At 39.2% G+C, this 11,671-nt stretch carries 16 protein-coding genes; 13 read left to right on the forward strand and 3 right to left on the reverse strand.

Features of this window, described 5'->3' with window-relative positions; all coding sequences use genetic code 11:
• Positions 1 to 55: 55 nt before the first annotated feature.
• The gene (locus ABYK33_RS00790) at positions 56 to 661 is read left to right on the forward strand and encodes a hypothetical protein (protein WP_373030991.1); all 606 of its coding nucleotides are present in this window, start codon (positions 56 to 58) and stop codon (positions 659 to 661) included.
• Positions 661 to 1,728, forward strand: a complete 1,068-nt coding sequence (locus ABYK33_RS00795) for a dipeptide epimerase (RefSeq protein WP_373030992.1) — start codon at positions 661 to 663, stop codon at positions 1,726 to 1,728. Before ABYK33_RS00790 ends, ABYK33_RS00795 begins: the two co-directional genes overlap by 1 nt.
• Positions 1,729 to 1,774: 46 nt before the next feature.
• Here the strand turns inward: ABYK33_RS00795 and ABYK33_RS00800 are convergent, their stop codons facing one another.
• Entirely contained in the window at positions 1,775 to 2,287 is a 513-nt protein-coding gene (locus ABYK33_RS00800; RefSeq protein WP_373030993.1) for a hypothetical protein, read from the reverse strand.
• Positions 2,288 to 2,405: 118 nt separating this feature from the next.
• Here ABYK33_RS00800 and ABYK33_RS00805 point away from each other — a divergent pair, with 118 nt between their 5' ends.
• The 5 genes from ABYK33_RS00805 to ABYK33_RS00825 are packed head-to-tail and all read left to right on the forward strand — an operon-like array spanning position 2,406 to position 5,248.
• Positions 2,406 to 3,272: a metal ABC transporter solute-binding protein, Zn/Mn family gene (locus ABYK33_RS00805; RefSeq protein WP_373030994.1), complete on the forward strand. Its 867-nt coding sequence runs from the start codon at positions 2,406 to 2,408 to the stop codon at positions 3,270 to 3,272.
• A 1-nt stretch (position 3,273) separates the two neighbouring features.
• A complete protein-coding gene (locus tag ABYK33_RS00810; RefSeq protein WP_373030995.1) occupies positions 3,274 to 4,059 on the forward strand; it encodes a metal ABC transporter ATP-binding protein in 786 nt (261 codons plus the stop codon).
• Positions 4,056 to 4,862: a metal ABC transporter permease gene (locus ABYK33_RS00815; RefSeq protein ID WP_373030996.1), complete on the forward strand. Its 807-nt coding sequence runs from the start codon at positions 4,056 to 4,058 to the stop codon at positions 4,860 to 4,862. The genes ABYK33_RS00810 and ABYK33_RS00815 overlap by 4 nt, the downstream gene beginning before the upstream one ends.
• Before the next feature lie 35 nt (positions 4,863 to 4,897).
• On the forward strand, positions 4,898 to 5,038 hold the full coding sequence (locus ABYK33_RS00820) for a hypothetical protein (RefSeq protein WP_373030997.1): 141 nt from the start codon (positions 4,898 to 4,900) through the stop codon (positions 5,036 to 5,038).
• 21 nt (positions 5,039 to 5,059) lie between these two features.
• The gene (locus ABYK33_RS00825; protein WP_373030998.1) at positions 5,060 to 5,248 is read left to right on the forward strand and encodes a hypothetical protein; all 189 of its coding nucleotides are present in this window, start codon (positions 5,060 to 5,062) and stop codon (positions 5,246 to 5,248) included.
• Here ABYK33_RS00825 and ABYK33_RS00830 read toward each other — a convergent pair.
• Positions 5,245 to 6,324 (reverse strand): SO_0444 family Cu/Zn efflux transporter, encoded by a 1,080-nt coding sequence (locus ABYK33_RS00830; protein WP_373030999.1) that lies wholly within the window; start codon positions 6,322 to 6,324, stop codon positions 5,245 to 5,247. The two genes, ABYK33_RS00825 and ABYK33_RS00830, sit on opposite strands and share 4 nt — an antisense overlap.
• Before the next feature lie 261 nt (positions 6,325 to 6,585).
• Between ABYK33_RS00830 and ABYK33_RS00835 the strand changes: the two genes are divergently transcribed.
• The 6 genes from ABYK33_RS00835 (at position 6,586) to ABYK33_RS00860 (ending at position 11,092) form a co-directional block, all read left to right on the forward strand.
• Complete coding sequence (locus tag ABYK33_RS00835; protein ID WP_373031000.1) at positions 6,586 to 7,437, forward strand: DUF808 domain-containing protein; 852 nt, start codon at positions 6,586 to 6,588, stop codon at positions 7,435 to 7,437.
• Positions 7,438 to 7,507: 70 nt separating this feature from the next.
• Positions 7,508 to 7,816 carry an ArsR/SmtB family transcription factor gene (locus ABYK33_RS00840; RefSeq protein ID WP_373031001.1) on the forward strand — a complete coding sequence of 103 codons (309 nt, stop codon included), beginning with the start codon at positions 7,508 to 7,510 and terminating at the stop codon, positions 7,814 to 7,816.
• Positions 7,817 to 7,833: 17 nt separating this feature from the next.
• A complete protein-coding gene (locus ABYK33_RS00845) occupies positions 7,834 to 9,072 on the forward strand; it encodes a glycosyltransferase (RefSeq protein ID WP_373031002.1) in 1,239 nt (412 codons plus the stop codon).
• 93 nt (positions 9,073 to 9,165) lie between these two features.
• Entirely contained in the window at positions 9,166 to 9,567 is a 402-nt protein-coding gene (locus tag ABYK33_RS00850) for an arsenate reductase ArsC (protein ID WP_373031003.1), read from the forward strand.
• Positions 9,568 to 9,581: 14 nt separating this feature from the next.
• Positions 9,582 to 9,848 (forward strand): hypothetical protein, encoded by a 267-nt coding sequence (locus tag ABYK33_RS00855; RefSeq protein WP_373031004.1) that lies wholly within the window; start codon positions 9,582 to 9,584, stop codon positions 9,846 to 9,848.
• On the forward strand, positions 9,839 to 11,092 hold the full coding sequence (locus tag ABYK33_RS00860) for an arsenic transporter (RefSeq protein ID WP_373031005.1): 1,254 nt from the start codon (positions 9,839 to 9,841) through the stop codon (positions 11,090 to 11,092). Before ABYK33_RS00855 ends, ABYK33_RS00860 begins: the two co-directional genes overlap by 10 nt.
• Before the next feature lie 27 nt (positions 11,093 to 11,119).
• On the opposite strand, the gene ABYK33_RS00865 is transcribed toward ABYK33_RS00860, so the two are convergent.
• Positions 11,120 to 11,665, reverse strand: coding sequence for a diguanylate cyclase domain-containing protein (locus tag ABYK33_RS00865; RefSeq protein WP_373031006.1), 546 nt, complete (start codon positions 11,663 to 11,665; stop codon positions 11,120 to 11,122).
• Between the last annotated feature and the right edge of the window lie 6 nt (positions 11,666 to 11,671).

Genomic DNA, 11,671 nt, shown 5'->3' on the forward strand with positions numbered 1-11,671 from the left:
TTATAATAACCGATATATAATACACACATCATACATTCAAGGAACATCGTAAAATATGCAAAAAGTAAAAGAAGAATTTTTCTTATCAGTGATCTTTGTTCTTAAATGGCTCTCCTTGGGACTGGGTGCTTTGGCTATTGTCTATTTTGCTATCTCACTTGCCTACCACAAATCGTATTATGATCCACTCATTCAAGAGTATGACCTGGAAATTGCTACACTTAAAAAGAACAAAATAGATTCTGAAGCTTCTTTGAATAGTATGAATATATCGCTTCATGAGATACAGGCAAAGATCGATATGCTTAAAAAAACCGATATTCCTGCTGCAAGAAATGCTATTGCATTACATGAGAAAAAAATTGAATCTTTAGATGAAGATATTATCGACAGATATAACCCTTTCATAGAAAAAAGCGACAAGGTAAAACAAGTCTATCAAGAAAGAGATACGGCAATCGAGCATAAAGAGAGGCTGGATGACCAATTGGAAGATCTACGTATGACCCAAGCAGTTAAAGCCGTATCAAGATCTGAAATGCTTGATAGGATCAATCAAATTGAGATATTTATCTCCGTGGAAGAACATGAGAAAGAGCGAGTAGGAACGGGAGCACTGGGTGTGTTACCTTGGCTTTTGGGGATATTAGGCCTTACATAATGAAGATAACCAATATACGGACAAGCACACTAAAAGCCCCTCTGAAAAATCCTTTCATCACCTCTTTACGTCGTGTAGATGCCCTTGAAGACCTTGTGGTGATCATTGAATGTGATGATGGTTCTGTAGGATATGGTGAAGGTGCACCTACACCTGTTATCACTGGTGAGACAATGGGATCCATGATAGCTACTATCGAGTATATCAAGCCTTTTATTGTAGGACTTGAGATAGAAGATTTCAATACCATGTTAAATAATATACATACACCTATACTCAAAAATACCACAGCAAAGTCTGCACTTGAAATAGCCCTATACGACTTGAAAGCCAAGGCAGCCAAACAACCTCTCTTCAAAATGTTAGGTGGCACCCAAACAAAGTTTAAAACCGACATCACCATCAGTATAGGTGAGATCAACAAGATGATATCTGATAGTCTGGATGCCGTAAAGCTAGGCTATGACACACTGAAGATAAAGATAGGTGATAACCCACAAAAAGATGTAGAACGCATCGCCGCCATACATGATGCCCTGGATGACAACATAATGCTAAGACTCGATGCAAATCAGGGATGGACGGCGAAAGAGAGTGTAACACTCCTGCATGCTTTAGAAAACCAGGACATCATCGCCGAATTCATAGAACAACCAGTCGCTGCTGATGACATAGAAGGGCTCAAGTATATCAAAGAGAGAGTCCAAACCCCCCTGCTTGCAGATGAGTCCATCTTTTCCGTAAAAGATGCAAGCAGACTGCTGGAAATGCAAGCCATAGACTACGTTAACATCAAGCTGGCTAAAACTGCAGGTATCACACAAGCTTTAGAACTGGCCGATCTTTCAAAATCATTTGGAGTGAAGTGTATGATAGGCTGTATGCTAGAAGGGCCTATCTCTGTTGCTGCAGGGGTACATGTGGCTTCTGCCAAGGCAGATGTCATTACAATGCTTGATCTGGATGCCGTAAGCCTCTTGGCTTCTCATCCTGTCAACACCACCATACTCTTTAATGAGAGTGAGATCATACTTTCCGAAAATAATGGCTTAGGAGTATCCTTTTAAGAGCATGCTCTCTGACATAACTAGAATATACTTAAGTTATATTGCTCTAAGAGGTGATATTACAATTGGTTGTATAGACAATGTCTATCGGTTTAATAAAGAATACTTTATCAAATTCATGTTCTTCTTTTATCTGAATATATTTTTCTACCACAGTAAAAATAACTTCTTGAATCGTATATGATGTTGTCAGAAGTTCTGTTTCTACACAATAGACTTCACTACCACCATGCATACGAATATTAGATATAAGTATTTCACCAAATTTTTCTCCGCCTATTTTATCCGTGGACTGGCAAAGAAGTACATACACATTGTTTTTCTTATCAATCTCAAGCAAGATATCTGTTTTACGCTTCCATTTTTGAAGTAAGTTCTCTAACTGCAGATCATCAGCTGATAATAAGATCATAGTAAAAGACAACTTTCCTCTGTGTTCCATCAAGAAATAGAGGAATTCCACAGTTGCCCTTAACTGATCCATCATTTTTTTTGCCAATTTAATTTCATCTTCAGGGAATGACAACTCATTCATGTGTCTTCTCTCCATTGTAACCATAAAAAACCTTTCATAAAAAAATAATAAAACCACTTCCTGTTTAATTATAACACTTTATAATTAAATATTTATTATACGAAATAGTGATATATCATCATACTTTTGCTATAATGTCTTCATGAAAAAAATCACTCTTATCTTCTTACTATTAACTACATATATATTTTCTAATATCAATGCTGTGGTAAGCATCTTACCTGAACAAACATTTGTCAAGGCCATCGGTGGTGACAAAGTAAATGTATCGCTTATGGTACAGCCTGGTAACTCACCACACACGTATGAACCAAAGCCTTCACAGATGATTGAGATAGCAAAAGCAGATCTTTACTTTGCCATAGATGTGGAGTTTGAAGATGTTTGGCTACCTAAATTCCAAAGCCTGAATCCTAAAATGCAGGTCATCGATCTTGCAAACAACGTTACAAAAATGCAAATGCAGAACAAGCATAATTGTGAGGCTGAGGGGGAACATCATAGTGAACATGATGAACATAAAGGTGAGGACCCGCACATTTGGACCGCACCTTCAAATGTGAAGATCATCGCTAAAAATATTTATAATGCTTTGAAGAAAATAGATCCGCTCAATGCAGATTATTATAAAAGAAATCTCGATATATTTTTAGCTTCTATAGATGAAACAGATAGACTGATCATTGATATCCTTTCCTCTCTTGAAGATGGAGAAAGGTTTATGGTGTTTCATCCTTCTTGGGGCTACTTTGCCAAAGCCTATAATCTGGAGCAAATAGCTGTAGAGGTAGAAGGTAAAGAACCTAAGCCTAAAGAACTCATACATTTACTCACAGAAGCAAAAGAGGAAAAGGTCAAGGCCATCTTTACACAGCCTGAGTTTTCAGATACAGTAGCCAAGATCATCGCTAAAGAATTACAAATACCTGTAGTAAAAGTAAGTCCCCTGGCTGCAAACTGGTCTGAGAATCTTATAAGCATTGCAAAAGCGATAGCAGGAAAAAACTAGGATGTCTGTCATAGATATCAAAAATGTTTCTTTTGCTTATGATAAGCAGATGATCCTAGAAAACATTACTTTAAGTGTAGAAGAGAAAGACTTCATGGCTATCATTGGTCCCAATGGCGGGGGCAAGTCTACCCTACTCAAACTCATACTGGGTATTATCAAACCCCAAAAAGGTTCTATTTCTGTATTGGATAAAGTACCTTCTAAAAGTCTTACACACATAGGCTATGTTCCACAAAACACCAATGTCAACACTGACTTTCCCATAAAGGTTATTGAAGTCGTGATGATGGGTCATGTGGGAAGTAAAAGACCACTATTTGGCTATGGTAAAGATGAAGTACTTTGTGCCATGGGTGCCTTGTCAGAAGTAGGGATGGAAGACTTTGCACAAACCAAGATAGGTGCACTATCGGGGGGACAACGCCAACGGGTCATGATAGCACGTGCGCTTTGTGCCCATCCAAAAATACTCATACTTGATGAGCCAACATCAAGTATAGACATTACAGGGCAGAAAGAGATCTATGAGCTGATCAAAAAACTCAATGAAAGCATTACTATCATTGTAGTCAGTCATGATATCTCAGTCATCCTCGAATATGCAAGTAAAGCAGCACACGTGAACAAAACCCTTTCCTACCATGACATTTCAGACAAGCAAAAAACATTCCACACACATGGAACTGACGGACATTTCTGTGAGATAGAGCTTTTACAAATGCTGGGTGCAGAGAGTTGCGATACATGTGAACCCGAAATACCAAAATGGAGGGCAGTAAAATGATCGAAGCTTTACAGTTTGAATTCATGCAACATGCCCTTCTAGCAGGTTTACTTGTCAGTTTTGCTGCAGGTATCATCGGGTCACTCATTGTCGTGAATCGTATGGTATTTTTAGCGGGAGGCATTGCCCATACCTCTTATGGGGGTATCGGTCTTGCGGTCTATTTCGGACTTCCTATTTTCCTGGGTGCTTCAGTATTTGCTGTTGGTGCTGCCCTGCTTATAGCGGCACTTACACTCAAAAAACGCCATCGTATGGATACCTTCATCGGACTTATCTGGGCGGTTGGTATGGCCATCGGTGTGATATTTGTTGATCTCACACCCGGTTATAATGTGGATCTTATGAGCTACCTTTTTGGCTCTATTTTGGCTGTAAGTTCTGAAGACTTGTACTTTATGGGAGCTTTACTGGCACTCATACTTTTTGTCGTTACCTTCTGGTACAGAGACATTTTGGCCGTCTCCTATGACAGTGAATATGCAGGTCTGCGTGATGTTAACGTCAGATTTTTCTACACACTTATACTCATACTCTCGGCACTCACTGTGGTCATAGCCATTAAAGTAGTAGGTCTCATCCTGGTCATAGCCATGCTAACCATCCCTGTCTACATTGCAGAGAAGCTTTCAAACTCTCTTTTTTCTATGATGTTCCTTTCAGGAGCCATCGCGACATTCTTTACGCTTGTTGGATTGTGGTTCTCTTATACATACGACCTGACTTCAGGAGCCTCTATCATCATCGTTTCTGCTGTTTCTCTTGGAGTGTTCCTGTTATTGAATAAAAAGGATACAGCATAAAAAAAACATTTTTATTATTTATAGGTGCACTCTTTTTGAATGCATGTACACCTGGAATTGGTGTTGGTGTACCAGTAGGTTCAGCGGGTTACGTGGGTGTAGGTGTAAATAAAAATGGTGTACGTCCATCAGCAGGTGTACGTGCAGGTTCCGTAGGTATTGGAGTGAGTGGATAATGTTAGCCAAAAGGTGGGAAATTGTATAAACTAGTCGGTTTCTTTTTTCTTCTTCTTTCTTTAACAGCCTGTTCTCAAAATGTGGGTGCAGGTATAGGTGTTGTTGGCATCGGCACTTCAGGTAGTGGCAGTGCTGGCACTCAAATACATGCAGACACTGATACTGGTATCCATGGAAGCATTATCATGGATACCAGCATCAGACTTTAAGCTTTTTTCATAAGCAATAGATATCCTACAAGTCCCCATAAAATCACAGAACTTAACATCGCGATCATCCCTACCTCCTCATGCATATGGATCAAAGAAGCCGGATCAATATCTGATGCAGAAAAAAGATAATCTAAACCCAAGCCAAATATTATACTCCCCACAACGATACTTCCCAAGTAAATTGCAAGTGAACGTGTTCCAAGCATTTTCTTGACAACACCTATAGTCACTGTATTGGTTGCAGGACCTGCAGAAAGAAAAACAAAAGCTGCACCTGCACTGACTCCTGAAAGCATTAAACCTGCAGCGATAGGTAAGGATGCGGTCGCACATACATACATTGGTACTGCAATGGCGATAACGATAATATAGGAGATCCACGAATATTCAATAAGGATCTCACTGATGCTCTGGGGGATAGCCACAGTGATCAATGCACCCAATAACAGACCCCAAACAAGAGGCTTGGCTATGTCACCTAATAATGTTACAAACGCATAGCGAAAAGCACTTGTCAACCAAAAATCTTTTTTTTCTGTACTACAACATGAAGACTCTGTACTGCAACAGCTGGCTTCTTCCTTCTTTTGTAATGAAAACGTTGGGGAAAGAGTGTTCGAAGCCTTTATGGCAGAAAATCCAGATTTTACAGGACTCTCTTCTTTATCAAAAATATTCGTCAAGATTCCTGCCACCATAGCTATGATCATAGAAGTGATAACACGATAAATGGTAAATATCCATCCAAATATCCCATAAGTAGCTAAAATAGAATCCACACCTGTAATAGGTGTAGAAATAAGAAATGAAAGTGTTGCACCTTTACTGGCTCCACTCTTTTTAATACTTGTCGCCAAAGGGATAACACCGCAGGAACATACAGGCAAAGGTATACCAAAAAGTGTGGCTTTGATCACAGAAAATATATTGTCTTTACCTAAATGTTTTGTGACTATGGTATCGGGTACAAACTCATGCAGAATACCGGCAAAAAGCAATCCAAATAGTATATAGGGGGCCATTGCATTACTGAGTTCAAACAGTGCAATAAAAAAGAGGTTTATGTATTCCATGGGCATTCCTTAATATAAATATATAACCTTATTCATATAAATAAAAACTGAAATATAGGTATCAATATATCTTGATACCTACAAAATATTACATTATACTAGAGACATCGATACTTTTTTACAGATCGTTGGGATATACTACTGTATCTGTTCACCACTTGATAAGTTCAGATAAGATGTTTTAAAAGAGCTATCATTACTTTAATTACAACATCTACTTTAAAACCTAAATGCTAAAATAGCATTAAAAAAAGGATACACATGGCAGCAGGACTTTTAGCACTTTTTGATGATATCTCAGTACTCATGGATGATGTTTCAACCATGACACAAGTAGCGACCAAAAAAACCGCGGGTATACTCGGAGATGACCTCGCAGTGAATGCCGAAAAAGCATCTGGCTTTGCCTCCTCACGTGAACTTCCTGTACTTTGGGCCATTACTAAAGGTTCTTTCATTAACAAAGCCATTATCTTACCTTTTGCATTTTTACTCAGCGCCTTTGCACCGTGGGTCATCGTACCCATACTCATGGTAGGTGGAGTTTATCTAGCCTATGAGGGTGCAGAGAAGATCTACGAATACTTCTTCCCTCATGGTGAGAAGCAACATATAACCAGTCTAGAACAAAAAAATAAAGAAGAAGTACTCGCTGAAGAAAAGTCGAAGATCAAATCTGCTGTTATTACAGATTTTATCCTCTCTATAGAGATCATCATCATCGCTCTTAGTGCAGTGGCCAGTGAGCCTATGATAGTGCAGATAGCTGCAGTGTCATTTGTAGCACTCATCGCTACAGTGGGTGTCTATGGGATAGTCGCCCTACTCGTACGTATGGATGACTTTGGGTACAAGCTTATAGCTATGAATGGTGGTGAAAGTGCGATTGGAGAATTTTTCGTACTATCCCTACCTAAGGTCATTAAAGCCCTCACAGTCATCGGTACCATTGCTATGCTTCTTGTAGCTGGAGGTATCTTCATACACAACTCATACTTTGTACATGACCTTGTACATGGCATACCATTTATCTTGGGTGATCTATTGGTAGGCTTAATAGTGGGTGCTATAGCTGTAGGTGTTATGATGATAGTTGAGAAGGTTAAAAATTAAAATATAAACATGAAAGACACAGACATCAATATATCTTGATACATACAAAATATTACGCTAAACTAGCGACATGGATACTTTTTTACAAACCGTTGGCGCACTCAATGATGAAACCAGACTCAAACTACTGCGATTTATAGACAAGCATGGTGCCGTATGTGTGTGTGACATAGAAGCAGCCTTTGGCATGATACAGTCACGCATCTCACGCCATCTAAAGATCCTCAAAGAAGCAGGATTCTTAAGAGTAGAAAGAAAAGGCCGTTGGGCATACTACTCCATCCGCTCCCCTCTTGATGCATTCCGTCAAAATGTACTAACAGAGATAAGCTATTTGGAAATGGACTTACCTACATTGAATGTATCTTGTTCCCTCTAATATGAGAAAATAATTCAATGAAAAAAATATTAGTGATCGGCTATGTATGGCCTGAGCCAAACTCATCAGCAGCAGGAAGCCACATGATGTCTATCTTACGGCTCTATAAAAAACAAAACTGGCAAGTTGAATTTGCAACACCTTCACAACCAACCGAACATATGATCGATCTAGCTGAGGAAGGCATATCAAGTCAAAGTATCACGCTCAATTGCGATAGTTTTGATACCTATATTACCCAGTACCAACCCGACATAGTCATGTTTGATCGTTTCATGATGGAAGAGCAATTTGGATGGAGAGTCGAAAAGAATTGTCCCGATGCACTGAAGATATTGGACACTGAAGATCTGCAATGTTTGCGTCAGGCTCGTCATCAAGCTCTTAAAGCTGATAGTGAACTAACACAGGCAGATCTCTTCAGCGATTTAGCAAAACGTGAGATAGCTGCCATCTTGCGCTGTGATATCTCTTTGATCATTTCCAGTTTTGAAATGGAACTATTGGTAGATACCTTTAAAGTAGATGCTTCTCTACTTCACCATTTACCTTTTATGGTTGATCTGGAAAAGTGTCCAGTCAAAACAGCCTCTTTTTCTGATCGAAAACATTTTATGACAATCGGTAATTTTCGTCATGCACCCAATTGGGATGTAGTGTTGTATCTACAAAAAATATGGCCTTTGATCAGAAAACAGATCCCAGAAGCCCAGTTACATATTTATGGCTCTTATCCACCTCCAAAAGCGACTGCTTTACATAATCCTAAAACAGGTTTTATCATTAAAGGATGGGCTGAAGATGCCTTCTCCGTGATGGAAGAATCACGTATCTGTCTGGCACCCATACGGTTTGGTGCTGGGATCAAAGGTAAATTATTGGATGCAATGATCATGCAGACACCGAGCATTACTACATCTCTAGGCAGTGAAGGTATGCACCAGGAAGAGCCCTGGCCCGGTGCCATCACAGATAATATCACTGAATTTGTAGAATCTGCTGTTCATTTCTATAATGATGAAGAAGCATGGCTTAACGCACAACAAAATTCTGTTTCTCTTTTAAAAGCACGATACGACAGTCAGTCATTGGGTCCACAGCTTATCATAAAGATAACAGAAACAGAAGAAAATCTAGAACAGCATCGTTTGAATAATTTTACGGGTGCTATGCTCAAACATCATTCTATGATGAGTACCAAATACATGTCACAGTGGATCGCAGCAAAAAATGCACATAAGCGTGATGAAAATTGATCAAGTCAATATCATGTTATATATCAAGATATCTTGATATATAACATTCTTTATGCTACAATTCCCACAACAATTAGATAGAGGAAAACAGCTATGGATAAAAAAGTTCTCATACTCTGTACAGGAAACAGTTGCAGAAGCATCATCGCGGAAGCACTTATCAATGCTAAACTTGATGGTGTAAGTGCCGAAAGTTCAGGAGTCAAAGCTTCAGGAAGAGTTAATCCAAATGCAAAGAAAGTATTGGAAAAAGAAGGTATCTGGGATGAGAACTACCATTCCAAAACACTTGATACCGTCATCAATAATGATTATGACTTAGTTGTTACTGTCTGTGGTCATGCACAAGAGACCTGCCCTATGTTTCCAAAACCAGTAAAGACCATACATGTAGGATTTGAAGATCCGGACGGTAAATCCTATTCTGCATTTACTGAGTCGTATAGAGAGATCGAAGAGGTTTTACTGCCTAAAGTAAAAGAAGCACTAGTATAAAAAAGGGGGGAAAGATGGATAAAAATGTAAGTAAAACAAACCAAGGTATTAAAATTAATTTCACTGGTTCAGTAGAGAAACAAAACATTGTCAAGATGGTAGAAAACTGTGCAACTGGACAGTGTGAATGTATGAGTGATGAGACAAAGAAAAAGATAACCAATATGGAAGTAAGCGGGAAAGATGGTGATGTGGCACTTGACCTTTCCGGTGAGGTAAGTAAAGAAGAGATAGAAGCCGCTCTGGCTAAATCAAAAGTACTGAACGACTCATGCTGTTAGCCTCTACCCTCTTTCTTATTACTCTCGTCTTTGTCATCTGGCAGCCAAAAGGCTTGCAGATAGGTACTACTGCCATTATCGGTGCTGTTGCAGCGCTTATTTTGGGTGTAGTAAGCTTTGACGATGTTATTACAGTAACAGATATTGTTTGGGATGCAACACTTGCTTTCATAGGCATCATCATTCTCTCACTTGTACTCGATGAGATAGGTATTTTCGAGTGGGCAGCACTCAAAATGGCAAGACTTAGCGGTGGTAACGGTAACCTGCTCTTTGTCTACATCCTACTCTTAGGTGCATTGGTCGCGGCCTTCTTTGCCAACGATGGTGCAGCACTCATTCTTACACCTATTCTCTTAGCCAAGATGAAACACTTGAACATGAAACCACTGGCTATCTTTGCTTTTCTTATGGCAGGAGGATTCATAGGTGACAGTGCATCAAACCCACTGGTCATCTCAAATCTCACGAACATTGTGACTGCAGGTTTCTTTGACATAGGCTTTTGGGAGTATGCAAAGACAATGTTCTTACCTAACCTACTGGCTATCATCGCATCGATTGTGGTGCTTTGGATCTACTTTAGAAAAGACATCCCTAAACAGTTAGATGTACAGAACCTGGCAACACCAGAGTCTGTCATCAAAAATATGATCATGTTTAAACTCAGCTGGTGGTTTTTAGGACTCTTGATGATAGGTTACTTCATAGGTGACTACTTCAACTTACCAGTATCTCTCTTTGCATTGGGCGGCGCACTGATCTTTTTGGCCATTGCCAACCATTTCAAAGCAGTTAAACCATTAGAGACCATCAAGTCTGCACCATGGCAGGTTGTCTGGTTTTCCATAGGGCTTTATGTTGTAGTCTATGGACTTAAAAATGCAGGACTCACCTCTTACCTGGCGGTCATCATCAATGACATGCAAGAGATGGGTAATACTGCTGCCGTCATAGGTACAGGTTTCCTCGCAGCAGCACTAAGCTCCATCATGAACAACATGCCAACGATCATGATCATGGACATCGCCATCGCTGAGACAGGACATGAGGCTTTAGCCTACGCAAACATACTAGGATCTAACTTAGGTCCTAAAATGACCCCTATTGGCTCGCTGGCTACTCTACTATGGTTGCATGTACTTGCCCAAAAAGGTGTAAAAATAGGTTGGGGAGAATATATGAAAGTGGGACTGGTTATCACCCCACCTGTATTGTTTGTAGCTTTATTGGGCTTATTGTAATCGTCACTCGACGATTACAAAGTCACATTACACTTTATTTTCAAAAAGCTTTTCATCCAACTGATCGAGTACAGATGAGAACGATTCATGTTCTATATATTGCATCACGGCAGAATAAGATGTCAACTGAAACATCCTACTGCGATGTTTAAACTTATAGTTCGACATTCCATTTTGCATATTCACAATGTGTTCCTCTACTTCATCTTCAGTCAGATCATAGATGAAAATCAGAAAATTATCATCCATATAACGTACGATCTCATAATTGATATGGTTATCTTTCATATACCGGATCATATAATCACTGACTTGTTTTAAGAGCCTGTTCCCTACATTTGAATCATATTCTTTAACGATCTTACCATGATCAGAGATCTTGATACTTACCAAAAATCCAAAATCATTAAACGTTTCATTGTTATTGAGTTTTTCTTTCAGTACCCATAGTCTATTTTTACTCTCAGTGATATCATCTGAAAAGAGTTGTTTACGTAATAAATGCATATTCTTCTTGAGTTCATCTAAGTCCAAGCGACACTCTTTATCCATAATATCATTCTCATTATGCATTTTCGT

Source organism: Sulfurovum sp. (genome assembly GCF_041562805.1).
In the GTDB taxonomy this organism is placed as follows: Bacteria; Campylobacterota; Campylobacteria; order Campylobacterales; family Sulfurovaceae; genus Sulfurovum.